This window comes from Collinsella aerofaciens, assembly GCF_005845035.1.
GTDB lineage: Bacteria > Actinomycetota > Coriobacteriia > Coriobacteriales > Coriobacteriaceae > Collinsella > Collinsella aerofaciens_I.
The window spans coordinates 76743-101363 of the sequence record NZ_SPFO01000003.1; the positions used below are offsets into that span (position 1 = coordinate 76743).

General features: G+C 58.7%; 26 protein-coding genes. 11 read left to right on the plus strand and 15 right to left on the minus strand.

What is annotated here, in order from left to right:
- Window positions 1–22: 22 nt before the first annotated feature.
- Complete coding sequence (locus FGQ67_RS02265) at window positions 23–727, minus strand: SdpI family protein (protein WP_138339799.1); 705 nt, start codon at window positions 725–727, stop codon at window positions 23–25.
- A complete protein-coding gene (locus FGQ67_RS02270; RefSeq protein ID WP_022094448.1) occupies window positions 720–998 on the minus strand; it encodes an autorepressor SdpR family transcription factor in 279 nt (92 codons plus the stop codon). The genes FGQ67_RS02265 and FGQ67_RS02270 overlap by 8 nt, the downstream gene beginning before the upstream one ends.
- Window positions 999–1177: 179 nt before the next feature.
- Here FGQ67_RS02270 and FGQ67_RS02275 point away from each other — a divergent pair, with 179 nt between their 5' ends.
- Window positions 1178–1975 carry a tRNA threonylcarbamoyladenosine dehydratase gene (locus FGQ67_RS02275; protein ID WP_138339800.1) on the plus strand — a complete coding sequence of 266 codons (798 nt, stop codon included), beginning with the start codon at window positions 1178–1180 and terminating at the stop codon, window positions 1973–1975.
- Window positions 1976–1989: 14 nt separating this feature from the next.
- Complete coding sequence (locus tag FGQ67_RS02280) at window positions 1990–2772, plus strand: TatD family hydrolase (protein ID WP_138339801.1); 783 nt, start codon at window positions 1990–1992, stop codon at window positions 2770–2772.
- A 279-nt stretch (window positions 2773–3051) separates the two neighbouring features.
- Here the strand turns inward: FGQ67_RS02280 and FGQ67_RS02285 are convergent, their stop codons facing one another.
- The 4 genes from FGQ67_RS02285 to deoC form a co-directional block, all read right to left on the minus strand.
- The gene (locus FGQ67_RS02285) at window positions 3052–3915 is read right to left on the minus strand and encodes a PfkB family carbohydrate kinase (protein ID WP_138339802.1); all 864 of its coding nucleotides are present in this window, start codon (window positions 3913–3915) and stop codon (window positions 3052–3054) included.
- Window positions 3916–3975: 60 nt separating this feature from the next.
- Window positions 3976–4635: an HAD family hydrolase gene (locus FGQ67_RS02290; RefSeq protein ID WP_334202475.1), complete on the minus strand. Its 660-nt coding sequence runs from the start codon at window positions 4633–4635 to the stop codon at window positions 3976–3978.
- Window positions 4636–4699: 64 nt separating this feature from the next.
- The gene (locus tag FGQ67_RS02295) at window positions 4700–5542 is read right to left on the minus strand and encodes a Cof-type HAD-IIB family hydrolase (RefSeq protein ID WP_171025144.1); all 843 of its coding nucleotides are present in this window, start codon (window positions 5540–5542) and stop codon (window positions 4700–4702) included.
- 149 nt (window positions 5543–5691) lie between these two features.
- Complete coding sequence (deoC, locus tag FGQ67_RS02300) at window positions 5692–6366, minus strand: deoxyribose-phosphate aldolase (RefSeq protein ID WP_138339804.1); 675 nt, start codon at window positions 6364–6366, stop codon at window positions 5692–5694.
- A gap of 617 nt (window positions 6367–6983) precedes the next feature.
- Between deoC and FGQ67_RS02305 the strand changes: the two genes are divergently transcribed.
- From FGQ67_RS02305 to FGQ67_RS02315, 3 genes are all read left to right on the plus strand, one after another.
- Window positions 6984–8030 carry a hypothetical protein gene (locus FGQ67_RS02305; RefSeq protein WP_138339805.1) on the plus strand — a complete coding sequence of 349 codons (1047 nt, stop codon included), beginning with the start codon at window positions 6984–6986 and terminating at the stop codon, window positions 8028–8030.
- Window positions 8031–8093: 63 nt separating this feature from the next.
- Window positions 8094–8711 (plus strand): ATP-dependent Clp protease proteolytic subunit, encoded by a 618-nt coding sequence (locus FGQ67_RS02310; RefSeq protein WP_022094432.1) that lies wholly within the window; start codon window positions 8094–8096, stop codon window positions 8709–8711.
- A complete protein-coding gene (locus FGQ67_RS02315; RefSeq protein WP_138339806.1) occupies window positions 8704–10008 on the plus strand; it encodes a VirD4-like conjugal transfer protein, CD1115 family in 1305 nt (434 codons plus the stop codon). The genes FGQ67_RS02310 and FGQ67_RS02315 overlap by 8 nt, the downstream gene beginning before the upstream one ends.
- 141 nt (window positions 10009–10149) lie before the next feature.
- Here FGQ67_RS02315 and pgi read toward each other — a convergent pair whose 3' ends face one another.
- Together pgi and FGQ67_RS02325 are read right to left on the minus strand one after the other, a co-directional pair.
- On the minus strand, window positions 10150–11844 hold the full coding sequence (pgi, locus tag FGQ67_RS02320; RefSeq protein ID WP_138339807.1) for a glucose-6-phosphate isomerase: 1695 nt from the start codon (window positions 11842–11844) through the stop codon (window positions 10150–10152).
- 199 nt (window positions 11845–12043) lie between these two features.
- Complete coding sequence (locus tag FGQ67_RS02325; protein WP_171025145.1) at window positions 12044–12568, minus strand: iron-containing alcohol dehydrogenase; 525 nt, start codon at window positions 12566–12568, stop codon at window positions 12044–12046.
- Window positions 12569–12768: 200 nt separating this feature from the next.
- Here FGQ67_RS02325 and FGQ67_RS02330 point away from each other — a divergent pair, with 200 nt between their 5' ends.
- Together FGQ67_RS02330 and FGQ67_RS02335 are read left to right on the plus strand one after the other, a co-directional pair.
- Window positions 12769–14295: a Y-family DNA polymerase gene (locus FGQ67_RS02330; protein WP_371740567.1), complete on the plus strand. Its 1527-nt coding sequence runs from the start codon at window positions 12769–12771 to the stop codon at window positions 14293–14295.
- Window positions 14288–14713 (plus strand): hypothetical protein, encoded by a 426-nt coding sequence (locus FGQ67_RS02335; protein ID WP_249934361.1) that lies wholly within the window; start codon window positions 14288–14290, stop codon window positions 14711–14713. Before FGQ67_RS02330 ends, FGQ67_RS02335 begins: the two co-directional genes overlap by 8 nt.
- A gap of 26 nt (window positions 14714–14739) precedes the next feature.
- On the opposite strand, the gene FGQ67_RS02340 is transcribed toward FGQ67_RS02335, so the two are convergent.
- Complete coding sequence (locus FGQ67_RS02340; RefSeq protein WP_138339809.1) at window positions 14740–15123, minus strand: heavy-metal-associated domain-containing protein; 384 nt, start codon at window positions 15121–15123, stop codon at window positions 14740–14742.
- Between the two features lie 175 nt (window positions 15124–15298).
- Between FGQ67_RS02340 and FGQ67_RS02345 the strand changes: the two genes are divergently transcribed.
- Both FGQ67_RS02345 and FGQ67_RS02350 read left to right on the plus strand, forming a co-directional pair.
- Window positions 15299–16003: a DUF3793 family protein gene (locus FGQ67_RS02345; protein ID WP_161144863.1), complete on the plus strand. Its 705-nt coding sequence runs from the start codon at window positions 15299–15301 to the stop codon at window positions 16001–16003.
- 46 nt (window positions 16004–16049) lie between these two features.
- Window positions 16050–16469, plus strand: coding sequence for a flavodoxin (locus tag FGQ67_RS02350; RefSeq protein ID WP_055251430.1), 420 nt, complete (start codon window positions 16050–16052; stop codon window positions 16467–16469).
- Between the two features lie 117 nt (window positions 16470–16586).
- Here FGQ67_RS02350 and FGQ67_RS02355 read toward each other — a convergent pair whose 3' ends face one another.
- The 6 genes from FGQ67_RS02355 to FGQ67_RS02380 form a co-directional block, all read right to left on the minus strand.
- Window positions 16587–17339, minus strand: a complete 753-nt coding sequence (locus FGQ67_RS02355; protein ID WP_055286888.1) for an amino acid ABC transporter ATP-binding protein — start codon at window positions 17337–17339, stop codon at window positions 16587–16589.
- Between the two features lie 12 nt (window positions 17340–17351).
- Window positions 17352–18713: an ABC transporter permease subunit gene (locus FGQ67_RS02360; protein WP_249934362.1), complete on the minus strand. Its 1362-nt coding sequence runs from the start codon at window positions 18711–18713 to the stop codon at window positions 17352–17354.
- 118 nt (window positions 18714–18831) lie between these two features.
- A complete protein-coding gene (locus tag FGQ67_RS02365; protein WP_138339812.1) occupies window positions 18832–19692 on the minus strand; it encodes an ABC transporter substrate-binding protein in 861 nt (286 codons plus the stop codon).
- A gap of 147 nt (window positions 19693–19839) precedes the next feature.
- Complete coding sequence (locus FGQ67_RS02370; RefSeq protein WP_138339813.1) at window positions 19840–20706, minus strand: deoxyribonuclease IV; 867 nt, start codon at window positions 20704–20706, stop codon at window positions 19840–19842.
- A gap of 153 nt (window positions 20707–20859) precedes the next feature.
- Window positions 20860–21879 carry a Gfo/Idh/MocA family protein gene (locus tag FGQ67_RS02375; protein ID WP_138339814.1) on the minus strand — a complete coding sequence of 340 codons (1020 nt, stop codon included), beginning with the start codon at window positions 21877–21879 and terminating at the stop codon, window positions 20860–20862.
- Between the two features lie 91 nt (window positions 21880–21970).
- Window positions 21971–23161: an aldo/keto reductase gene (locus FGQ67_RS02380; RefSeq protein ID WP_138339815.1), complete on the minus strand. Its 1191-nt coding sequence runs from the start codon at window positions 23159–23161 to the stop codon at window positions 21971–21973.
- A 162-nt stretch (window positions 23162–23323) separates the two neighbouring features.
- Here FGQ67_RS02380 and FGQ67_RS02385 point away from each other — a divergent pair, with 162 nt between their 5' ends.
- Both FGQ67_RS02385 and FGQ67_RS02390 read left to right on the plus strand, forming a co-directional pair.
- A complete protein-coding gene (locus tag FGQ67_RS02385; protein WP_138339816.1) occupies window positions 23324–23506 on the plus strand; it encodes a cyclase family protein in 183 nt (60 codons plus the stop codon).
- 116 nt (window positions 23507–23622) lie between these two features.
- Window positions 23623–24537, plus strand: coding sequence for a ketopantoate reductase family protein (locus FGQ67_RS02390; protein ID WP_249934363.1), 915 nt, complete (start codon window positions 23623–23625; stop codon window positions 24535–24537).
- Window positions 24538–24621: the final 84 nt, after the last annotated feature.

The following is a 24621-nucleotide window of genomic DNA, read 5'->3' on the forward strand; positions in this document are numbered from 1 at the left end:
CGTACGCTAGTTTTCCGCAACCTTAACGAGCGGCTCGCTGCGATTTGCGCCACAACAGATACGAGTAGACGTAGACGGCTCCAACCGAACCAAACGCCAGAACCGCAATCACCGCGGCGACGACTTCACTCGAAAGCACGCTGCCTGCCACGCCCATCACAATCAGGCCAATACCCAGCACCATAAAGCAGGCGCCGCCAAAACGCTGAGTACGGCGCCAGTTCTCGGGATCGGCAAGCGCCCAAGGCGTCTTGATACCGAGCGTATAGTTCTGCTTCACACGCGGCAAGTAGTTGCCTACGCCGATGAATAGCAAACCGACAACACCGGAAATCAGCACGTTAACCGAACCGACCGCCGGCACCACGCCCCAGACCGTAAGCTCTCCCAGCCAGCTTATGGCGCACATGAACAAGGTGAAGGCGATTACGAAGCCCTGGTAGAACTTGCCCGAGGTTCGATATGCCTCACCTTTGGGGTCGATGCGCGGCACCACGCAGAACATTGCGAGAAGCGCCAGAGGCAGCACACCGAGCGCAGAGGCCATCCAGCTAGGACCCCAACCGTCGACGGCGCCGTTCGCGCCCCAATGCGTGGGAATCTGCGCAGGCAAGCTCGGCATCACCATGAGGTGCGCTACGACATTGGCGACGCACAGAGCGATCAGCACAATCCACACACGCCGCGATACCCCCGTGGCGTGAATGCCCTTGTTTTCGTTATTCATCCTTATCACCTTCCGTGTTTGTAAAGCCCATAAACCAACCGATCAAGTCCTGCATGACGGTGGTGTTTAAGCTGTATACGATGTTTTGGCCATGGCGCTCGTCGGTCACCAACCCGGCGTTTTTGAGCGTCGCCAAGTGATGGCTCAGCGACGGCTTACTGATATCGAAATGCTCGGCAAGCTCCCCCGCCGTGCAATTGCCCTCGCGCAGCAACTCCAAAATGCGCCGTCGCGTTGGATCGGCAAGCGCCTTAAAACCCTCTCCCGGCATAAGACCTCCTTTCATCATCTCTCATGACGTGCACACTATACTCAATATTTAGATGTTTGTCTAACTATCTAACCGCATTGCTTCAAACCACATCAAAGCAAACGCCATCGCAACCTATGGGCGATTACCTATAATGGCGATAGCTAAAACACGACCTGCTTCCCCATCGGAGGATATTTATGACCGAAACCGCTGCCGCAGCCGCCATCGAGACACGCGACACCAAGCTCGAGATCATCATGGGCCGCGAGGCACTCGATAAGCTCGCCGATGCTACGGTGCTGGTGCTCGGCTGCGGAGGCGTGGGCTCCAACTGCTGCGAGGCACTCGCCCGCGGCGGCATCGGACATTTCGTCATTCTGGATAAGGACGTCATCGCGCCCAGCAATATCAATCGCCAGGCCATCGCCTTTCACAGCACCATCGGAAAGCGCAAGGTTGACGTGATGGAAGCCATGATCCACGACATCAATCCCGCCGCTGCCGTCATCAAGCGAACTGAATACTTGCTGAGCGACAACATCGATGATTTCTTCGCGAGCGTTTTGGAGCAGACGGACGGCAAGCTCGACTACGTCGTCGACGCCATCGACACCATCTCGGCCAAGCTCACCATTGCCAAATATGCTCAGGACCACGACATTCGTTTGGTTAGCTCCATGGGCGGGGCCAACAAGCTCCATCCCGAGTGCCTCCGCTTTGCCGACATCTTCGATACAGTGCGTGACCCCATGAGCCGCATTATGCGCAAAGAATGCAAGAAACGCGGAATCAAGAGCCTGCATGTACTGTTTAGCTGTGAGGAATCGGTTAAGACACAGCCCCGCGACCCTTCCAATATCCACGAGCGTACCGAGCTGGGAACCGCCAGCTTTATGCCGCCCATCATGGGTCAGATGATTGCCGGCGAGGTTATCCGCCAGATCAGTGGGCGCGGCACCGAGCGCGTGCGCGCCGATGGCCAGCGCCTGGACTAGCAGGATGCCCTGCGATGGAACCGCGATTCTTTGACACGCATTGTCACCTTGATTTGATGCTCAGCCCCGATGCTACGGCCAATGAGTCGGCGGCATTGGGTCTGGGGCTCTTTGACTGTGGCATCGACCCATGCGACTTCGAGGCAGCAAAAAAGCGGGCCAGCCGTTACCCAAACATTATCGCGGGCGTCGGCCTCCATCCCTGGTGGCTCGCCGACGGCCGCTGCGGTCCTGCCGAAGTCAATCTGCTTTGCGAAGTTGCTGCCCAAGGGCGCTACATCGGCGAGGTGGGACTCGACTTTTCCACTCGTTTTGCTGGAAGCGAGCCGCTGCAAATACAGGCACTTGACCGGCTCTGCGATACGCTCGTGCAGCATCCTCTTACCGGACGCGTGATATCAATTCATGCCGTTCGTTCGGCAGGAGCCGTACTGGACGTCCTCGAATCGCATGGACTACTCATCCCAAACCCCGACTCCCCCGTTATCATCTTCCACTGGTTTAGCGGTACTTCGGACGAACTCGTCCGCGCGCGCGATGCAGGCTGCTATTTTTCCGTCAACGAACGCATGCTCGCGACCAAGCGCGGTCGCGAATACGCACGACAGATCCCACTCGACCGCCTACTGCTCGAGACCGATTCACCAGCCGAACCAAACACAGAAACAAGCGCACAGTCGCTCATCAGATCGCTCGCATGGACCTCAGAACGCATCGCCTCACTCAAAAACTGTGGCGCAAAGCACATCGAGTCGGCAGTTTTGGCAAATTCACGCTCTGTTTTTAGCCTTCGCTGACCCCTGTGGTCAAAAAATGTCAAATATGAGTACTGCTAGCGAAATGGATACATTACTTTGAGCTTTACGACCACCAGAATAATCTACGATTGTCCATTAACTAACACTTTTACAGTCATTCCTCCTGCATTTTCGCAAGTTTAAACCCCTCCAAACGCTTAAATCACGTCTGAAGGGGTTAATTATGCTGCGACTAAATTAGTCACAGTACTCATATTTGGCATTTTTTGACCACCGAGTCACAGGGAGGCGCTAATGCAGCTCCCTGAGCCCGCTCGGCTATTCGCAAATCGGCGCTCCATGGCCCCAAGAGCCTTCCATGCCGCATACGGTCGAGGCAAACCCCGCCGCAAAGTCGAGTGCGCGCTCGATGGCCTCGGCACCATCCTCGCCACGCTTGGCGGAATCGAGATAGCACATCAGGAACGAGGTAAGGAACGAGTCACCCGCACCCATGGTGTCCTTCATGTCTGCCACGGGTTTGGCATGCTGCCGATAGTAACGCTCGCCGTCATAGGCAATACAGCCCTCAGCGCCAGCCGTGGCCGATACAAAACGCGGACCCAGGCTCTTCACCCATGCCAGGCGCTCGCGAATCTCATCCTCGCTCGCGGCGTCTGCCGCGCTAAAGAATGCGAAGTCAACGTAGGGAGCAATCTGCTCGTAGTACTCGTCGGTCGAATCGTCCGAGAAGTCAAACGAAACGGTAATACCCGCTGCCTTCAGCTTAGGCAGCTCGCGCTCGGTAAAGCAGTAGTTACCCGAATGGACCACATCAAACTGTTTCATATACGCCAAATCAAAACGATCGAGCACATAGCGCGCATCACCACGGATGCCGCCCTCATTGGAGCCAAGGAAAACACGGTCGCCGTTAACGACGGTCACGCGCGCAGCACCATTCTCACCGATGAGCTGCTTGCATTTGGCTAGTTCAACGTCCTCATCCTCAAGACTCGCAATCACATGCTCGGCAGCAGCATCATTACCAAAGATGCCCATATACGCGGAGCGCGCGGCTCCGCATTTCTTGGCATACACGGCAAAGTTCACCGCATTGCCACCCGGATACATCGTGTGAATATGCTCGTAGCGGTCGACGACGTTGTCGCCAAACCCAAGAGCATTAACGTTGAATGTCATAGCACCGCCCCTCTCTTGTGCCAACGGAACCATTGTTGTGACAACGGTACCGCCCAGGATCTACGCGAGTTCCAGCAGGTCCGGCAGCCGATCGATGATCTTGTCCGCGGCATCCTGGCTAAAGCCAAAGCGCTCCTCGCGCTTGGCGATTACCGTCAGACCGGCACGCTTACCTGCGGTAATGCCATACAGAGAGTCCTCCACACAGCAACAGCGATCCGCGGGCAATCCCAAACGATCTATAGCATGCAGATAGATATCAGGATCGGGCTTGCTGCGCTTGAACTGCTCGCCCGAGACCAAAAACTCAAAGTAATCACGAATGCCGCAGGTACCCAGCACCTCTTCGATATTGTTGAGAGGAGACGACGATGCCAGCGCAACGCGAACCCCACGTTCTTTCAGCCCCGCCAGCGTCTCGGCAACGCCGGGGTTGAGCAGTTTTCTATAGTCGCAGGAATACGCGCTCGCCCATACCTCATAGCGTGCCTCGGCAGCCTCGACGCTGAGCTTGCCCAAACCCGCACGCTCATGCCAATCGACGAGCACCTGCTGAAAATCACGGTGCGATGAACCAACAATCGCATTAAGCTCGTCGCGCGTCACAGAAATCTGCAGGTAATCGATAAACTTCTCGAGTTCCTTTTGATAGTAAAACTCGGTGTCGACCAAAACGCCGTCCATGTCAAAGATAACGGCGTCAAACGGAAATGCGGACACGGCACCCTCCCTAACAAAAGGACGCCCGCGAGCAGGCGCCCGAACCATGCATTAATCGGCGATTCTAACCCAGCAGCTTATCCAGCGCCACCGCAATGCCGTCTTCGTTGTTATTGGCGGTCACCATCTGGGCCACGGCCTTAACCTCGTCGACCGCGTTGCCCATGGCAACACCAGTGCCGGCCCACTCAATCATGGACTTGTCGTTCTGGCCGTCACCAAACGATACGACCTCGCTGGCATCGATACCCAACTTGGACAGGGAGCCCTCGAGCGCGCGAGCCTTATCGATGCCGGGCGCCGTAAACTCAAAGTACCAGTCGGCCGTAAACATACCCGAAAGCGTCTGAGTAAAGGGCGCGTACATCTCCTCGTGATGCGCTTGCAGATAGGCCGGGTCTCCCGCGGTGAGCAATTTGTCCACCGGATAGGCATCTACAACCTCATGGAGGCTCTCGACCTCACGGATCTTAAGGTCGCACGCATCGCGCTCGTATTTGACGATATTCTTCTGCGAACCGTCCGGCAGTGTGATCATGCAGCGATACGAGTCCACGACGTGCAGGTCCCGACCGAGCGAGATCATGGGAATCACGTCAAAGTTGCGCAGGTGATCGAGCAGACGATGCAATTCGTCGACCGGCATGGCCTGGTCAAACAGTACCTCGTCGGTCTGGGCATCGACTACGTGTGCACCGTTAAAGGCCACGAGCAGGCCATCATGATTGTGTAGGTCGAGCTCCTGACCAAGGGCGCGAAGGCCCCATGCAGGACGGCCCGAAGCCAGAATGAGCTTGATGCCCGATTCCTGTGCCGCGAGCAGCTTCTCGCGCGTACGCGGGCTGATGACCTTTTGGTCGTTGGTAAGCGTACCGTCGATATCCATTGCGATGGCTTTGATTGCCATATATGCCTCCCTGTCATTGAACAGCCTTGTCTGAGCCATCATACAGAACACCCGCGGCGGCGCTGTTTGCAACGGGAAAAATGTCATATTGTCCCGAACATGAACGGCGCGTGGTCGTGAAGCTTTATCGCTCAGGTCAAATACGTCTGCTAGCGACGCTCATCCGTCGGTGCGCCCTCGACGATCGCGATGCCCGCCGATGCACCCAACGCGCTGGCGCCGGCCTCGATGAATGCGCAAGCCTCTTCATAATTATGGATACCGCCCGCAGCCTTGATTGCCACGGCATCGCCGAGCACCTCGTGCATCAGCCGCACGTCCTCGAGCTTAGCACCGCCATAGCTTCTGCCGGTCGATGTCTTAAGGAATCCCGGCTTAGCCTCCAGCGCAATCTCACAGACGCGACGCTTGGCGACATCGTCGCCGTCCAGCTTGCACATCTCGACGATCACCTTGTCAGTGATGCCATGTGCGCGACAAAAATCAGCGACGGCAGTCATCTCGCGCTCGATGGCAACAAAATCGCGGTTCTCGACCGACTCCTGATTCAAAACGTAGTCAATCTCGGTAAAGCCGCGCGCAGCGTATTCCTCAAACCTCGCAAGCTTCTCCTCAAGCGTCATAGTGCCCTGGGGAAAGTCGATAGCGCCGGCAAGGATGATGTCAGAGTCCTCGAGCATGGCGCGACCCGTCTCGTACTCCTGCAGGTTCGCAAATACGCAGCGGAAGTTGTACCTTAACGCCTTCTCGACATACTGCTCAAACGTGTCCTCGGGGGCATCGATATAGTCGATGTATTTACTGATGGGTTTGGCAAACGTCATGCTGGGCCTCCTTGTTCAGGACCGACAACCAATCCGTGGGTTCACGCGAAAAACCACGTTCAATGTACGCCCGACATGCAAGGACAGCGTCCGCATTCCGACAAGTGGTATGAAATTAGCCGTAAACGTATATTTACGGACAGCGAATGGCACCGCACGCGGATGCCGACAGCAAGACATCCCCCCCTCAATACACCCTCATGCCCATTTAAATAGCAAGGGGCCCGTATCTGTTGGGATACGGGCCCCTTTCGGCCATGACCCATCTCAGCAACAAAGGCTACTTGCGGTGAGCGCGGTAGAACTCGATCGCACCATCTTATCCGAGCCGGGGCACGTTCGCATAGCGTGGCGCGTGACGGTTGCAAAACCACTCCATTTGAAACAAAGGAAAAAAAGTACTTGCAAAGACGCGTTCCGACATATAAGTTGATAAAAGACCGCCGTTGCGGTTTTAAGTAGATCGAGCATATGAAGTTTGAGTTTTAGCGTGTAAGAGAAGGAAGATCGGCAAAGTACAACCCCAAACGCAATGACAACTTAATGAGGTAACTGCCACATGTGAGGCACCCAGGGCATTGCTGTCTCGATTTTGAGCACGATGCCTTCCGCCTTGCATGGGCCGTTCCATCCCGCCCCTGCAGCAACTGCCTCACGGGCTCATTGAAAACCGCATAGCACCCCAACGTCAGCACATCACCCACGGCAAGCACATCACTCACGACAACCAACACATCAACAAACAGCACGAACATCAACCGATTGGAGAAGCTATGACAAACCACCACGCTGAAGACGGCGATAAGAAAAGCATTCTGGATGCCCGCATTGAGCGAGCATATGCAAACGAATATGACGCCGCCTTTGCCGCCGCGACCATCAAGAACTACGCGTCGCTACCGCTCGCGACGATCTTGGCCGACCACCCTCAACTGCTGAAGCGCTGCACAAAGATCATGGGCGACCCCGACATTCGCAAGCTGACAGACCCCTATGCCCCAAAACGCGACAACGATTCGTACGTTCTTACCGTAGGCTGCCTAGCCCATATGCTTACGGCGCTCGACACGAAACTCAAGCTCGAATGGGAACCCGACGAGCGTCATGAACTCGAAAGCAAGCGGAACACCCTGCGCACCGCACTGTTCCTTCCGTTGGACGGCCTCAAGCGCTGCAACGTCGAGCTCAATACACAGGCGCGGCAAAAGCCCGGGACCACGGGGCAGAAAACTCCAAGACCCCATGCGGCCATCGTCGACCGCAACCGATATAACCGCATGACCGCGCACTTTTCTGCCGAGGGAGTAGCCATAAGGACGCTGATCGACCTGCTGTGCCTCCTGAGCATCAACGAGCTATTTGAGGGCTATCTCGCCCTTGTTCCCGCGACGGCACCCAAGTCGGTAGCAAAGATCATCGAAACCTGCAGACGCCAGTTTGAGCGCCATCGCAATGGCAGCGAGATGAACGCCAGCATCGCGCAGTACTACGCGGCTCATTACAAAAATGACGGATGTGCCCCTGTCGAGCATCAGCTGCGGCTCGCCTACACCACGCCCGTCGCAACGCTCCATCGCTTTGGAGCCCTTGGCGCTTGCGAGCCGCACGAACAGGCAGCCTGCCCCACAACCGAGCTCGATTTCAGGCTCGGACGAACCCTGTAGCCCGCCAGCCCCTCCGCGGGCAGCGACTCTATTCCACAACACCACCAACAGAAAGGAGTCCTCATGGACACCAATCATTCCCCCATCATCAGCCCCCTCACCATGCGTGAATCCGCCCGAGGTATCACGCTCACCAGCATTTACGATGAGATGCTCGCCCGTCGCGAGCTCTCCGTCATGGGAAACATCGAAACCCCGATGGCCCACGACCTATGCCAGCAGATCCGCCTGCTCGATGCCACCGACCCCAGCCGTCCCATCACCATATTTGTCGCCAGCGCCGGCGGAAGCGTGCGATCGGGTCTTGCGATCTATGACGCCATGCGCCTCGCATCGTGCCCCATCCGCACCGTCTGCCTGGAATTCGCCGCATCCATGGGCGCCGTGATCTTTATGGGCGGCGACGATCGCCGTATGGCGCCCCATGCAGAGCTCATGATTCACGACCCGCTGATCCCCCAGGGGGCAGGCGGCTCGGCACTTGCGCTGCAGGAAACCAGCCGGCGTCTCATGCAGACCCGCAAGACCCTCACGCAAATCCTCTCGGACCGCAGCGGCCTCACGCCCAAGCGCATCCAGTCCCTCACTGCAAAAGACACCTACCTTTCGGCCGAGCGCGCCGTCGAGCTCGGCTTTGCCCACGAAATCCTCTCGACCACCAAGGAGGTCGCCCATGTCTAACCTCGCCAGCCGCCTCGCCGCATCTGAGTCCGCATCGTCCACCATCCTCGCCAAAGATCGAACGCTTTCCTGCGACACCCGCCAAACGGGACTCAACAACAATGCACTTGTGATCGGCCCCTCGGGAGCCGGCAAGACCCGAAACGTCCTCAAGCCCAACCTGCTGCAAATGAACGCAAGCTACATCGTGCTCGACACCAAAGGCACGCTCTGTCGCGAAGTGGGGCCCGTGCTGGCAGCCCACGGTTACCGCGTGCAATGTCTCAACTTCGCCGACCTCAACACCGTCCCGGCCCTTGCGCCCGGCATCGAGCGCTGCGGCTACAACCCCCTGAGGCACATTCGCCGCAAGGCGGACGGCAGGCCCAACCAGCAGGACATCCTCTCGGTGGCAAAGGCCATCTGCCCCATCGAGGACAACAACCAGCCTTTTTGGGATCATGCGGCGGCAAACCTGCTGTCGTGTCTTATCGCCTACGTCACCGAACAGCTACCCGCCGACGAGCAGACGATCAGCTCGGTCATCAAGCTGATCGAGCACCTGCAGGACGGTGCCACGGCCCGATTGTTTGACGATCTGATCACGACCGACCCCCAAAGCTATGCCCTCTCGCTATGGCGGCGCTACGCCATTACGCAAAATGCCGAGCGCATGCACGCGAGCATCGTCGGCATCCTTGCCGAAAAGGTCATGTGTCTGGGATTCGACGGTGCGGCACAGCTCTATCGTGAGTGCCATCAGGTGGACTTCGCTTCCATGGGACACACCCCCTGCGCCCTGTTTGTAACCGTAAGCGATATTGACCGCAATCTCGATCCGCTGACCGGCCTCTTTATTTCGCAGGCGTTTATGGGCCTCATTCGTGAGGCCGATAGGCAGCCCGACGGCAGCCTGCCCGTGCCCGTGCGCTTTATGCTCGATGACTTCGCAAATCTGCAGATCCCCCAGATCGACAACGTGCTCTCGATTATCCGAAGCCGCAACATCTGGGCAACGCTGCTATTGCAGTCGACCAATCAGCTCGATGCGCTCTATGGCGAGGCACGCGCACGCTCCATCATGGGCAACTGCGACACGCATCTGGTGCTGGCGTTCCAGGATCCCGAGAGCGCCCGGGTGTTTTCCGACCGCGCCGACGCGCTGCCCAGCACGCTCATGGCGACGCCGATTGATCGCTCGTGGCTCTTTGTACGCGGTCGCACTCCCGAACAGGTCGAGCGCTTTAGGCTCGAAGACCATCCGCTCTACGGGGAGCTGCCCGAGGCGCAGCGAGGCCATGCGGAGGCCGAGATCTAGACGCAGGGTTCTCGCAGCGCGCGACGCCCCGGCGATGTTCCACAAAGGCCGTGCGCCCCGGGACCACGGCAAAGCAAAGGGGCCCGCATCCGATAGGATACGGGCCCCTGACTATAAGGCGCGATGCGTTAACAGCAGCGACTACTTGCGATGCGCGCGATAGAACTCGATGAGCGCCTGGGTCGAAGCGTCCTGCTCGGCCTTGGCGGCGTCGTCGTGGAAGGCAGGGGTAATCTGCTTGGCAAGCTGCTTGCCCAGCTCGACGCCCCACTGGTCGTAGGAATCGATGCCCCAGACCGTACCCTCGACAAACGTGATGTGCTCGTACAGGGCAATGAGCTCACCAAGGGCAAACGGGGTCAGCGTGTCGCCGAAAATCGAGGTCGTCGGACGGTTGCCCTCAAAGCAACGAGCCGGGACGATCTGCTCGAGCGTGCCCTCGGCGCGCACCTCATCGGCCGTCTTGCCAAAGGCGAGCGCCTTGGTCTGGGCCAGGAAGTTGCCCAGGAACAGCTCGTGGACATCCTGGCCGCTGTCGGTTGCGGGGTTGGCAGTGTTGGCGAAAGCGATAAAGTCGGCCGGGACCACCACGGTGCCCTGGTGCAGCAGCTGGTAGAAGGCGTGCTGACCGTTGGTGCCGGGCTCGCCCCAGAAGATCTCACCGGTGTCGGAGGTCACAGCGCTACCGTCCCAGCGGACATGCTTGCCGTTGGACTCCATGGTGAGCTGCTGCAGGTAGGCCGGGAAACGGTGCAGGTACTGGCAATACGGCAGCACGGCGTGGCTCTTGGAACCGAAGAAGTTGACGTACCAGACGTTGAGCAGGCCCATCAGCGCGACGGCGTTGTTCTCGAGCGGGGTATTGCAGAAGTACTCGTCGATGGCGTGGAAGCCCTCGAGGAACTGCTGGAAGCGCTCGGGGCCGAGCACGACGATCAGCGACAAGCCCACGGCGGAGTCGACGGAGTAGCGGCCGCCGACCCAGTTCCAGAAACCAAAAGCGTTAGCGGGGTCAATGCCAAAGGCCTCGACCTTCTCGAGTGCGGTGGAGACAGCGACGAAGTGCTTGGCCACGGCCTCGGCGTTCTGCTCATCGGAGCCGTCGATGGCGCCCTGAGCCTTGAGCTGCTCGAGCATCCAGGTCTTGACCTCACGAGCGTTGGTGAGGGTCTCGAGCGTGGTGAAGGTCTTGGAGACGATGATCACGAGCGTGGTCTCGGGATCCAAACCCTTGAGCTTCTCGGCCTGGTCGTTGGGGTCGATGTTGGAGATATAGCGGCAATCGATACCGGCGTCGGCATAGGGGCGCAGGGCCTCGTAAGCCATGACCGGGCCCAGGTCGGAGCCGCCAATGCCGATGGACACCAGGTGCTCGATCTTTTTGCCGGTAACGCCCTTCCACTCACCGGAGCGCACGCGCTCGGCAAAGGCGTACATGCGGTCGAGGACCTCGTGCACGTCGGCGACGACATCCTGGCCGTCGACGATGAGCTGGCCCTTCTCGCTTGCCGGGCGGCGCAGCGCGGTGTGCAGGACGGCGCGGTCCTCGGTGGTGTTGATGTGCTCGCCGGAGAACATGGCGTCGCGGCGCTCCTCGAGCTTCACCTCGCGGGCAAGATCGCACAGCAGCTTGACGGTCTCATCGGTCACCAGGTTCTTGGACAGGTCGAAGTGCAGGTCACCGGCGTCAAAGCTCAGCTTGTTCACGCGCTCCGCATCGGCAGCGAACCATGCCTTAAGGTCGATACCCTCGGCCTCGAGCTTCTCCTGATGGGCCTCGAGCGCCTTCCAAGCGGCGGTCGACGTAGCGTCGATAGGTGCGGCAACAGTTGCCATAAAGTCCTCCTCAACATACGGGCGCATACCTCCATGCGCCCGGATAATCAGATAATCCTATTCTAGCGCAGGTCAAGACCGTAATCAGCGAGCGTTGCCAATCCGCCCCCAAACGGCGACCGACCAAAAAGGGACAGGTTTATTTTGGCAGGTCAAACGCTTTACCTACCAAAAATAACCCATCCATTTATGGCAGATATTAGGCCGCGGCGCACACGCTGCCGAGCAACTCGCGCAGAGGAGACCCAATGCCCTCAAGCAGTTCAGGAGCGATAATGGCAAAAACGGGAACTTCGCCGGCTCCCACGACGGCAGGCACCTTGCCCGCCGAGACAATACATCCATAAGGGACAAAACCGTCTTCGCCGGCATCGAGCGCCGCCATGCGACGCGCGAGTTCGCGTGCAAAGCCGGCAGTATCGGCATCGCCGATCGCAAGGACAAAGTCCACGCCTTCGTCGGTCGCCAGGGCCACGGCTTCGTCGATCAGCTCGTCTCCCCCGTCGCCCTCAACCGAGCCGCGGCGAAAAAGCACGCGCTCGAGCAGAGCTCGATCAAGCGAGCCGAGCGCCGCCGAGACGAGCTCATCACGCGTATGCCTGTCACCGCCCAGCACGACCAGCGCCTTGGTGCCGCCGTAGTGAGCGACCAATCGTCCACACCAGCGAGCCACGTCTCCATCCGCAACAAGGCGCGTCGGCATACCAAACCCATAATTGACCATCTTTCCCACAACCCTTCCGTGCGTATAGGCGGTATCAATCGTTAGGCTCATGCTACGAAGCGAGGTTTTCCGAGCTGTTTCGCGCTCTTTAGAGCTGCGTTAAAACACGATGCAGCCGCACGACCATACCTGCTAAAAAGGGACAGGTTTTGACGATGTCCGGATGAGCGGCTATTATCGAACATGTATTCGATAAGAACATGTGTTTGATGGGAGGACGCGTGGGGCACGAGCGTCACACCTATATCTGCATCGACCTTAAGACGTTTTACGCCAGCGTCGAGTGCGTCGACCGCGGACTCGACCCACTCACTACGTGCCTGGTCGTTGCCGACGAATCGCGCGGACGCACGACCATCTGCCTCGCCATCACACAGGCCATGAAGGACCTCGGGATACGCAATCGCTGCCGTCTGTTCGAAATTCCCGACGGCATCGACTACATCAAGGCCGTACCGCGCATGCAGCACTACATGGAGGTGTCGGCGCAAATCTACGGTATCTATCTGGAATACGTGAGTCCGCAAGACGTTCACGTCTACTCAATTGACGAGTGCTTTATCGACGTGACACCCTATCTGGACCTCTATCACACCGATGCGGAAGGCTTCGCCTGCATGTTGCGCGACGAGGTCCTCGCGCGCACCGGCATCACGGCGACGGTCGGCATCGGCCCCAACCTATTCCAGGCCAAGGTAGCGCTCGATATCACCGCCAAGCACGTACCCAGCCGCATCGGCATACTCGACGACGAGACCTTTCACGAGGAGATCTGGCCCCATCGTCCCATCACCGATATCTGGGGTATCGGTCCCGGCGTGGCGGCCCGCCTCGAAAAGTACGGCGTCTACGACCTGATGGGCGTCGCCGCGCTCGATGAAAACCTGCTTTACGACGAGCTCGGCGTCAATGCCGAATATCTTATCGACCACGCCTTCGGGCGCGAGCCAACAACCATCGCCGATATCCAAGCCTATCGCCCGCAAGCAACCTCAACTACCACAGGACAGGTGCTCTCGAAGGGCTATGCCTACGAACAGGCCTACACCGTCTTGCGCGAGATGGTCGATGCCGCCGTGCTGGATTTGATCGACAAACACGTGGTGTGCGACAGCATCTCGCTCTTTGTGGGCTATGCAAGCGAACGCGCCGACATACGCCGCCTCGACGCCAGCGGTACAGCACAATATGTGGACGGATGCGGACACCTGCGCTCGAGCACGTCGAGTATCGAACCCACCGCAACCGCCGGTCCCGAGCTCGCGCCCCGTGCGCCCAAGCCCGTCCAGCGCGATGATGAACGGCGTCGCCTGGTGCGCGAAGCGCAGGCAATCGACGGCATCTTTGTGGGAGAGCATGGCGGCAAACCGCGCGGTGGCTATGCCGCACTCTTTGCGCACTCCAACGCCTCGCGAAAGCTGCCCGAGCGTACCAATTCGTTCAAGAAGATCATGGGCTATTTCGATGAGCTCTGGGCGCAGACTGTCGATCCCAAACGACCGGTCAAGCGCATCAATCTGGGATTTGGCAACCTCATGCCCGAGGAATTTGCCACCATCGATCTGTTCAGCGATATCGAGGCCGATGAGCGCGAGCGCGACCTGGCACGCGCCGTGCTGGCCGTGAAAGGCAAATACGGCAAGAACGCGCTGGTTAAGGGGCTGAGCTTTACCGCCGGCGCCACCGCGCGCGAACGCAACGATCAGGTAGGAGGACATCGTGCCTAAGTCCCGACAACAGCCGATGCGGCCACCGACACCTTTTGAACGCCTAGCGGACCCCGAGGGAAGACGTCGCTCCGCCGACCCAAAGCTCACCGCCAACGGCACCGTCCGTGCCGGCCGTGCCGCGCAGTTTATGCCCTTTGCCGCCCTCACGGGATACTACGAGCTCGTGCGTAAACAAGAGATCACCGCCGAGCCAAAATGCGAACTCACAGAAGAAAAAGCCCTCGAACTTTCGAAAAAGCTCGAGGGCCTCAAACGCGGCGACCTGGTCCGCGTCACCTATTACGATACGTACGGCTATCGCTCCCGCACCGGTATCCTTGACGAGGTGCTCCCCGCCTTCAAGCTACTCAAGCTCCGAGACATCGCCATCGACTTCGACGACATCCAAAACATTGAGCTACGCGGACGAGCCTAGACAAGGACGCGCATCCAAGGCAAGGTCTACAGCGTCATGACGTAGTAACCCGCATCTCTCACGGCCGTCTCAAGGACACCGCGATCGATCGGCCGCTTGGAGCGCACGCGCGCTGTGTGGTTCGCGTACGTTACCGTAGCCCACACACCATCCAGCGCATTGAGAGCATTGGCTACGTTCTGAGCGCAGCCGTCACAGCTCATGCCGCCGATGAGCAGCTCATCGCTATAGGGATAGTGCGATGCATCGGTATCCACCACAACAACCTTTTTGGCCTTCTTACCGCTCGCGCCATCGCTGCAGCAGCTCTTTCCGTGTGTCGAAGCGACAATGCGACGCAGTCCAAAAAACATGCCGACGGCAATGACGGCCAACACGATGAGATTCGCAGGGTTGAGCAAGTCGCTCATGCGTTCCCCTTTCAAGTAGCACTATCTAGATACCCCCACGGGGTGTCCCCATCTTAACCCAAAATCGTGTCCGTTCGGTCAATTAGTTTCCCTCTTCAAACTTTTTTGTTGACCATGGCTTACTTTCGTGTATAAGTTTTCCTAGGCTAACAACTGAGGACCCGAAAGGAGCATCGTGACTCGAACCATTGACATCCCAACATACCAAACGGCTGTCGTGCGCAACTGCTCCCCTACGCTCGCAGGTATCAAGCCGGCTTCGCTCTTTACCTATCCCGGCGTTTACGCCAACCAAAACGGAAAACCCGGCGCCGCCCATATCGAAGAGCGACGCTCTCGCCTGCTCGCCGTCATAGCCCAATGCAACCGCGAGCTCCAGCCACTCGGAATCCATATGAGCGTTTTGGTCTGGCGCCCCTGCGGAGCGCTCATCTATGTGTATCGCCCTGCGGACCTCATGCGATACCTCTCCGACCCCCGTGCCACGACGGCGCTAGCCGCCGAAGGTTACGATGTCCACAACCTGCCCGCATCCCTGGTGCATCTCGCCGCGCGCATCACGTTGGCAAGCAGCAATGCCGCAGAAAGCGCCTATGACGGCAGCGTCTGCGCACTCGCGCGAAATAGGCACTGCGATACGGGGTGCATATGCGAGTTCCCCCACGAAATTGGCTATTTTTTGGGCTATCCCTACGAAGATGTCCATCAGTTTATCGTCCAGCACGGCGAAAACTATAAGGTCTTTGGCGCATGGAAGGTATACACAAACGTTGAGCAGGCGCTCACGACCTTCGATTCCTATCGCGCATGCACGCAATACCTTACCTACATCTATCAACAGGGCTGCACCCTGGGACAACTTGTCCAGGCAACCCGATAGAGCATACAAGACGCGGCCGCACGCCGCACAACCGAAAGGAAAACATATGAGCAAGATCGCCGTCGTCTACTGGAGCGGTACAGGCAACACCGAGGCCATGGCAAACTTCGTTGCCGAGGGCGCAACCGGTGCCGGCGCCGAGGCAGAGGTCATTTCCTGCGCCGACTTCTCCGCAGACAAGGCCGCCAGCTATGACGCCATTGCCTTCGGCTGCCCCGCCATGGGTTCCGAGGAGCTTGAGTATGACGAGTTCCAGCCTATGTGGGACGAGGTCAAGGAGACCCTCGGCGACAAGAAGGTCGTCCTCTTTGGCTCTTATTCGTGGGCCGAGGGCGAGTGGATGGACAACTGGAAGGCCGATGCCGACGAGGCGGGCGTCAACGTCGTCGATTCCGTCATTTGCTACGATGCGCCCGATGATGAGGGCGAGACCGCTTGCAAGGCCCTCGGAGCCGAGCTCGCGTAACGAACCCAGGACCTCCAAAAGAGCCTGCATCAAAGCGCATCCTCATCCCTACAAAAGAGCGGGGGCTGGATTCAAGTCCAGCCCCCGCTCTTTAGTAACGGCAGTTACATCAACCGGCTACGAGATATTGCCCAAGAACGCCTTGGTGCGTTCGCTCTTGGGATGGTCGAAGACCTCGCTCGGCGTGCCCTCTTCCACGATAACGCCACCGTCCATAAAGACGACGCGGTCGGCGACGTCGCGGGCAAAGCCCATCTCGTGCGTCACGACGATCATGGTCATGCCATCGCGTGCCAGGTCGCGCATGACGCCCAGAACGTCGCGGACAAGCTCGGGGTCAAGCGCCGACGTGGCCTCGTCAAAGAGCATGACGTGCGGGTTCATCGACAGGGCGCGGGCGATGGCAACGCGCTGCTGCTGGCCGCCCGAAAGCTGACTCGGCATAAAATCGATGCGCTCGGCCAGACCGACCTTGGTGAGCTCCTCGACGGCGATCTTCTCGGCCTCTTCCTTGCTGCGCTTGAGCACCTTTTGCTGCGCAAGCATGACGTTCTTTTTGACCGACAGGTGCGGGAACAGGTTGAACTGCTGAAAAACCATGCCCAGGTGCGTGCGCACTTTGTTGAGGTCGACACCCTTGGCGCACACATCCACGCCCTCAACGATAATCGAGCCGCTCGTGGGATGCTCCAGACGATTAATGCAGCGAAGCATCGTCGACTTACCCGAGCCCGAGGGACCCAGAACTACGACGACCTCGCCCTTGTGCACATCCAGATCGATATCGCGCAGGACCACGTTGTCGCCAAAGGCCTTCTGGAGGTTCTTGATACTGACGACGACCTCGTTCGAGTTATTGGTTTCGCTCATGATAGGACCTCCTTACAGACCGGCGATGTGATCGGCAGGCGTCGCGACAACCTGTCCGGCGCTCTTGGCGGGACGCTTCTTCTTGGTCTCGGTCGTGCCCAAAAGCCTCGCCTCAAGACCGCTCACCAAGCGAGCGAGCGGCAGGGTGATGACCAGATAGAACAGGGCGGCAACCACGTACGGTGTAATGGAGCCCGTCGTGGCCACGATGGTACGGGCGTTCATGACGATCTCGACCACGCCCACGGCCGCAAGCAGCGACGTATCCTTGTAAAGCAGGATGAACTCACTGGTCAACGTAGGCAGGACATTACGGAACGTCTGCGGAATCATAACGTAGAGCAGCGTCTGGAACGCGTTCATGCCCAGAGAACGAGCGGCCTCGTTTTGGCCCTTGGGGATCGACTGAATACCGGCGCGGAAGATCTCACACAGGTAGGCAGACGAGTTCATGGCCATGACGATGACGCCCAGGACATAATCGTCTACCTTGACGCCGGCGAGCGGCAGACCGAAGAACGCGATATAGATCTGCAGGAACGCCGGCGTACCGCGAATGATATTCACGTAGATGCCGGCGAGGCAGCGCAGGATGCGCGACTTGGAGATGCGCATGAGCGACAGGGCGAAACCGAAGGGAATTGCCAGCGGAAACGCCACAAGCACGATCGAAAGCGACATGAGGAAGCCCTTGAAGACGATCGGCAGGCTCTGGACCAAAATGACCGGGTTCAGGAACAGGCGCAGGAACATATTGGAGTTCCACGCCTCGACCCACGGCTGCTCTTTAAGGTCGGCCAGGAAGTTATCGAAGGCCGTCACGCCCTTGATCTCCACCGGCGGAATCTTGGAGATCTTCTTGGTCGACCCGTCAGCGAGCGTATAGGTACCGCTAAAGGCCTCGTCGCCGCCCTCGACGGGGAAGGTCACGCCGTAGACCTCGACGCGGAAATAGCCGCCAGCGGGCGCCGTCTCGCCAAAGTCGATCTTGAGCGTCTGGCCGTCGACCTTACACGTAGGCTTCATGGGCGTACGGTCCATGAGGTCATCGCCCGAAAGCATCGTCAGGCGCGTGTCGTCCGCGCCAAAGGTCGTGCCATCGGCAAATGTCAGCGAAAGACCGCTCAGCTCCTCGTCGGCATCGGCCTGAACTTCCCAAGTGATGCGCGTCTCGGTGCCGCCGACCACATCGCTACCCGAACCGGTATTGGGTCGGGCGGTAATCTTTGCGGTCTCAAGCGCCTGGGCGGTCGTGGGCACGCAGGCCCCCGCGCATACCAGGGCGAGCGCCACAGCCAGGGCACAGGCCAGCTTTTGGAGCATCGAGGGCAGTGGAAAACGCTGCTCCGCGGCCCCTTTGTTCAGTCGAGACAAGGTGGTTCCTATCGTAGAAGTTGCCGGCAAAACGAGACGGAAACGCTCTCCGTCAAGAGAAGCGCAAAGGCCCTTCCCGCCAAAACGGAAAGGGCCCGCGCGCAATCAAGTAGCTATTTTACTTGATGTTGTACTTAGCCATGAGGGCGTCGACGGTACCGTCGTCGGTCAGGTCCTTGATGGCATGGTTGACGTCGTCCTTGAGCTTGGTGTTGCCCTGGTTGATGGCGATGGCGTACTCCTCGCCGGTGCTGATCTGCTTGATGGTCTGGCAGGTGTTGAACTGCTCGGCGGTCAGCTGGCTGGCAACGGAGCGGTTGGTGACTACGGCGTCGCCCTTATCGGACTGCAGGGCGCTGAAGCACTCGGTGGCGTCCTTGTAGGGGACGATCTTGGCCTTGGGGAAGTTCTCCTGGGCAAAAGCCTCGGCGGTTGAGCCAGACTGGACGATGATGGTAGCGTCGGCGTTGTTGAGCTTCTCGCTGTAGTTGTCGGCCGTGATGTCGGTGTTATCGACCTTGGTCACGATAGCCTGATCGTCCATGTAGTAGGAATCAGAGAAAGTGACTTCCTTCTCACGCTCGGGCGTGTCGGTGATAGCCGCGATGGCGACGTCATACTTGGCGCCCGAAGCGACGCCCGGAACCAGCGTGTCGAAGTCGTTGTTGACGTACTCGACATCCAGACCCAGCTTGTCACCGATAGCCTTGATGAGCTCAAGGTCAAAGCCCTGGTAGTCGCCGTTGTCATCCTTATACTCAAACGGCGCGTACTCGGCAGAGGTGCCGACGGTCAGCGTGCCGTCCTTGACGAGCGCGTACTCCTTGGAGCCGTCGACCTTCTCGACCTTAGCGTCGTCAGAGCTGCTGGAACCGGCATCAGAACCAGAGGTGGCGTTGGACGAACCGCAGCCCGTCAGAGCAAGGGCGAGCGCCATAGCACCCGTGGCGGCAAATGCGCCAAGCTTCTTCAGCTTCATAATCAGTCTCCTTCCGGTGACCTCGTTTGATTCAGAGGTCTGCAAAAACTGTTGGCTATTATGCACCCGGAATTACGAATCTGCAATGAGAAAACTGATTGAAACAAACCCATAACGTGAATGGAATACTCCACTTTGTGACAGTCATTACTGCTGCAATGACCTTAATAGTCTAATTTCAGCTGCATAACCTGCAAGTTCGTTCGGAGTCTCCAAAATAAACGGAAGCGAACGCAAGTGGCCATTCGATACAATATTCTGCATAACCTGCATACCGCCACCAAATTCCTCGCTGCCAAGGTATCCCTTGCCGATGCACTCGTGACGATCTTTATGGGCGCCACAAGGGTTCTTCGAATCGTTGATGTGTACGGCGTGCAAGCGATCGATACCCACCACGCGGTCGAACTCGTCGAGTACGCCGTCCAGATCATGGATGATGTCGTAGCCGGCATCGCTCACATGGCAGGTGTCCAAACAAACGCCCAGCTTATCGGACAGCTCTGGGCACTTGGCGGCAACGCCCTCGATAATGCACGCCAGTTCCTCAAAGCTGCGGCCCACCTCGGTACCCTTGCCGGCCATGGTCTCGAGCAACACCGTCGTCTGCTGGCCCTCAAACATCACCTGGCACAGGGTGTCGACAATCATCTGAATGCCGGCGTCGGAGCCCTGCCCCACATGCGCACCGGGATGGAAGTTGTAGTAGTTGCCGGGCAGCGCCTCCATGCGCCGCAGGTCCTCTGCCATGGCCTCCAGGGCAAACTCGCGCGCCCGCTCTTTGGTTGAGCAGGGGTTATAGGTATACGGGGCATGAGCCACGAGCGGTCCAAAGTCGTTTTGCGCCATAAGCTCGCGCAGGGCCGCCACGTCATCCATGTCAAGGTCTTTTGCCTTGCCACCGCGCGGGTTGCGCGTAAAGAACGCAAAGGTATTGGCGCCAATGGACAACGCCGTCTCCCCCATTGCCCGATAGCCCTTCGTCGTCGAAAGATGACACCCGATCGTCAGCATCTCCAGCTCCCTCCTCATCAGTTGCGGTGAAATACGGTCTATTGGTGCCCTATTTTGGCGCAAACAGACCGTATTCCACCGCAAGTTATAAAAGGGGCATCAGGGACAAAGGCCTCCAGGCATTCCAAGCGCTGGTGCCATGCCCCCCACGCCCTAAAGTTTCAAACGAATCGCATCGATGATGCGTGCGCAGCGCTGCGTGGCGGCAAGGGGCATGACGGGACTCTCGAGTTTCCCCGCCCGGATGAGCTGAGTCGCATGCTGGATTTCGCCATAGAAATCATCGATCTCAAACGGAGCATTTATTTCTAGCGTTCGACCGTCGGAATACTTCACATGAGCGAGCTCGGGGCGATGGAGCCGCTCGATTTCCAACGAGCCCCGCTCACAGGCAATCGTTAAGCGGCTTTCATATGTTGCTTCGCCGTCGCACACCATATGAATGGGTGTACCGCCGACGCTCATATGGATCTCGTCGGCCCAATCGACGCGACCGCCCGATACGTCACGCCAGCGAACTTCACGGGACGAAACCTCGCACGCGCCCGCGAGCAAATCCTCAAACCAACCGACCGCATAACAGCCCATGTCATATAGACAGCCGCCCTGCAACGGATCAAGCAGATAGCCCGAAGGAGACTCGCCGTAATCGAGCTTTTGCACGCTTTCAATCGAGACAATACGGCCAAGCTCACCCGACGCAAGCAAGTCTTTCACGCGAGTGCGCATCGGGCAAAACCGATTCTTCATCGCCTCCATAAACAGCACGCCGCGCTCGCGAGAGGTGGAGGCGATCGAGAGAGCCTCTTCCTCACTCAAAACGGCCGGCTTTTCGCACAGCACGGCCTTTCCGACGCGCAGCGCGCGACAGGCCCAACGCGTATGCATGCCATGCGGAAGAGCCAAGTAGATTGCGTCGACATCGGGGTCGGCAATCAGCGCGTCATAAGCCGCATCGCCGCTATCGTCGGCCGAGGCATGGCCATGCGCAGCATCGATCGAAAACGCTCGGCAAAATTCCTCGACATGTGCAGGAGTGCGACCGGCCGCAGCCACCAGCCGTGCCCCGTCGACCTTCTTGAGCGACGATGCAAATCGATGAGAAATGTGCCCAGCGCCCAAAATGCCCCAACGAACCTCACGCGAATCATTACGTAAACCTCGGTCACCCACGATAGCCTCCCATCAGTTGCGGCAAAATAGTTCCTGCTATCGCCCTATTCTGCCGCAAACAGGAACTATTCCATCACAAGATATAAAAGGGTCATGAGGAGCGAGTTTTGCTGAAGACTTTAAGCATGGCCGTTACGGGGCCCGGCTGGAAGCGTCGGCGCACGTCATCGAGACGCTCGGGGATATCGATATGCTGTGGGCAGTGGCGCGCGCATTTGCCGCACTTGACGCAATTGCTCACCAGCTTGGCCTCGCTTGTACGCACCGCGCTCGCCGTAAAGTACTGCGATAGACCCGTAAACCAGCTGTGCGCATAACTCGCGTTGTAGGCGGCAAAGCAGCCGGGAATGTTGATACCCTTGGGACATGGCATGCAGTAGCCGCATCCCGTGCAGGGCACACGGTTCGATTTCTCAAACTCCATCAACACGCGCGCAATCGTGTCGAGCTGGTTGGCAGTCATCGAATTCGGCAACACGAGGTCTGCCAGTGACGAATTCTCGTCCACCTGCGCGGTATCGGTCATACCCGAAAGCAGCATCGTCACCTGAGGATGATTCCACACCCACGAAAGACCCCAGGCGGCAGGAGTGCTCAAATGCGGGTCACGGGCACTATCGAGCACAGCGCGGGCCCGTGGCGGCAGCTTGCCCGCTAAACGCCCGCCCAGCAGCGGCTCCATCACAAACACCGCGAGGCCTCGCTCGGCGGCGGCCATGAGTCCCGCCGTTCCCGCTTGGTAATGCTCGCCGGCATAGTTGTACTGGATCTGGCAAAAATCCCAGTCATATGCGTCAAGCATCGTAAGGAAGTCCGCCGCGCTGCCGTGGTACGAAAAACCAATCTGGCGAATGCGCCCCGCCGCCTTTTGATGCGCGATCCAGTCCTCGATGCCCAACGCCACCACACGTTCCCACTGGGCGGGCGAGGTAATGTTGTGCATGAGGTAATAGTCGATATGGTCGGTCTGCAGGCGGCGCAGTTGCTCGTCGAAGAACCGGTCGAAATCCTCCGCGCATTTGCACGAAGCATGTGGCAGCTTGGTCGCGAGCAAAACCTGGTCGCGTAGGCCTAGGCGCTCAAGCGAAGCGCCCACACAAGCCTCGTTGCCGGGATAGAGATAGGCCGTGTCCAGGTAGTTAATCCCCTGCTCCACCGCACGGGAGATGATGGCGTCGGCTGCCTTCGCATCCGGGCGTCCCGGCGCACCGGGAAACCTCATGCAGCCCAGCCCCAACGCCGAGATACGGTTGCCGCTTTTGGGGTCAACGCGATATTGCACGGCCCCTCCCCTCCCATCGAAGCCCTGACAAGGCGAAACAAACCCGTCACGTCATCGAAACACATCGGAATCGCAATTGAGAACGTATCGTAACGCAGCAGAAATCAGGCCGTCACGGCACCGCTTTAACATCAGCAAAAAGCCCGATGAAAGGAGCCGGGCATGACCGCCTACCCCTACCCCGGCGAGCAATACATCCTCTCGGTCGACCGCTATCAGATCGAGGTCATGGACCATCTGGACGAGCTTCCCGCCACGGGTGCCGTCATCTTCTGCACCTTCCCCAAGGTGCGCGATGGCGTTGGATATCCCGCACGCGTTTTTGCCATCTGCCCCGCGGCATAAGTTCCCATGCGTTTGTTCTTCTAAATTCAGCCTCCGGTGCACGCTACATGCTCCGGCGGCATACAATCCATCAGGCGCCCCGCACGCGGGCGCCTTTCTGTGAGGAGATGATTCACATGCAGATCAACAAGGTCACCTTTGTCGGCAAGGGCGGCGTCGGCCTGCTCTACGGCAGCATGATTGCCAAGGCCCTCGGCAATGACGCCGTCGAATACGTCATGGATGACGCTCGTTTTGAGCGTCATGCGAACGACGCGCTCACCGTCAACGGCGAACCCTGCGATCTCACGTCCGTCCGTGCCAGCGAGGCGACACCCGCCGATCTGGTCATCCTGACGGTCAAGACCACCGGTCTCGACCAAGCACTCAAGACTATGGAGCGCGCCGTAGGACCCAACACGCTCATCGCCTCGCTGTGCAACGGCATTACGAGCGAGCAAAAGATTGCCGAACGCTTTGGCTGGGAGCATACCGTTCTTGGTATCTGCCAAGGCATGGACGCCGTGTTCCTCAACGGAGAGCTCACCTTTACCAATGCGGGCGAGATTCGCTTTGGCGCGGCAGCGGGCACCAAGCCCGCAACCGTTACCGCCATCGACGAGCTCTATACGCGCTGCGGCATCGCCCATACCGTCGAGAGCGACATTGCGCACCGCATGTGGGCCAAACTCATGCTCAACGACGGCATCAACCAGACCTGCATGGCCTACGGCGGGACCTACGGAAGCGCCACGGAGCCGGGCTCCGAGCAGCGCCGCTGTTTTGTCTCCGCCATGCGCGAGACGCTTGCGGTTGCCAACGCCGAGGGCGTTGAGCTGACCGAGGCAGACCTGACGCAAATGGTGCACCTCATCGAGGGAATCGACCCCACCGGTATGCCCTCGATGGCGCAGGACCGCATCGCACAACGAAAAACCGAAGTCGAGGAGTTCGCGGGCACCATTTGCCGCCTGGCCGCCAAACACGATATCCAAGTGCCGCAAAACGATTGGCTCTACCAGAGGATTCGCGAAATAGAAAGCAGCTGGTAGTGCTCGGCATACTGCAGCCAACAGATCCAATGGCAAAGCCGCCGCAAGGGGCACTCCCCTCGCGGCGGCTTCCTTTTTCATCTT

Bases quoted from the DNA above. Each gene is read 5' to 3' on its own strand.
- FGQ67_RS02350 (WP_055251430.1), top strand. From the start codon at position 16,050: ATGAGCAAGATCGCCGTCGTCTACTGGAGCGGTACAGGCAACACCGAG.
- FGQ67_RS02390 (WP_249934363.1), top strand. From the start codon at position 23,623: ATGCAGATCAACAAGGTCACCTTTGTCGGCAAGGGCGGCGTCGGCCTG.
- FGQ67_RS02385 (WP_138339816.1), top strand. From the start codon at position 23,324: ATGACCGCCTACCCCTACCCCGGCGAGCAATACATCCTCTCGGTCGAC.
- FGQ67_RS02315 (WP_138339806.1), top strand. From the start codon at position 8,704: ATGTCTAACCTCGCCAGCCGCCTCGCCGCATCTGAGTCCGCATCGTCC.
- FGQ67_RS02310 (WP_022094432.1), top strand. From the start codon at position 8,094: ATGGACACCAATCATTCCCCCATCATCAGCCCCCTCACCATGCGTGAA.
- FGQ67_RS02340 (WP_138339809.1), bottom strand. From the start codon at position 15,123: ATGAGCGACTTGCTCAACCCTGCGAATCTCATCGTGTTGGCCGTCATT.
- FGQ67_RS02325 (WP_171025145.1), bottom strand. From the start codon at position 12,568: ATGGTCAATTATGGGTTTGGTATGCCGACGCGCCTTGTTGCGGATGGA.
- FGQ67_RS02355 (WP_055286888.1), bottom strand. From the start codon at position 17,339: ATGAGCGAAACCAATAACTCGAACGAGGTCGTCGTCAGTATCAAGAAC.
- FGQ67_RS02330 (WP_371740567.1), top strand. From the start codon at position 12,769: ATGTGTTTGATGGGAGGACGCGTGGGGCACGAGCGTCACACCTATATC.
- FGQ67_RS02275 (WP_138339800.1), top strand. From the start codon at position 1,178: ATGACCGAAACCGCTGCCGCAGCCGCCATCGAGACACGCGACACCAAG.
- pgi (WP_138339807.1), bottom strand. From the start codon at position 11,844: ATGGCAACTGTTGCCGCACCTATCGACGCTACGTCGACCGCCGCTTGG.
- deoC (WP_138339804.1), bottom strand. From the start codon at position 6,366: ATGACGTTTGCCAAACCCATCAGTAAATACATCGACTATATCGATGCC.
- FGQ67_RS02305 (WP_138339805.1), top strand. From the start codon at position 6,984: ATGGGCCGTTCCATCCCGCCCCTGCAGCAACTGCCTCACGGGCTCATT.
- FGQ67_RS02365 (WP_138339812.1), bottom strand. From the start codon at position 19,692: ATGAAGCTGAAGAAGCTTGGCGCATTTGCCGCCACGGGTGCTATGGCG.
- FGQ67_RS02270 (WP_022094448.1), bottom strand. From the start codon at position 998: ATGCCGGGAGAGGGTTTTAAGGCGCTTGCCGATCCAACGCGACGGCGC.
- FGQ67_RS02295 (WP_171025144.1), bottom strand. From the start codon at position 5,542: ATGGCAATCAAAGCCATCGCAATGGATATCGACGGTACGCTTACCAAC.
- FGQ67_RS02265 (WP_138339799.1), bottom strand. From the start codon at position 727: ATGAATAACGAAAACAAGGGCATTCACGCCACGGGGGTATCGCGGCGT.
- FGQ67_RS02285 (WP_138339802.1), bottom strand. From the start codon at position 3,915: ATGACATTCAACGTTAATGCTCTTGGGTTTGGCGACAACGTCGTCGAC.
- FGQ67_RS02370 (WP_138339813.1), bottom strand. From the start codon at position 20,706: ATGCTGACGATCGGGTGTCATCTTTCGACGACGAAGGGCTATCGGGCA.
- FGQ67_RS02280 (WP_138339801.1), top strand. From the start codon at position 1,990: ATGGAACCGCGATTCTTTGACACGCATTGTCACCTTGATTTGATGCTC.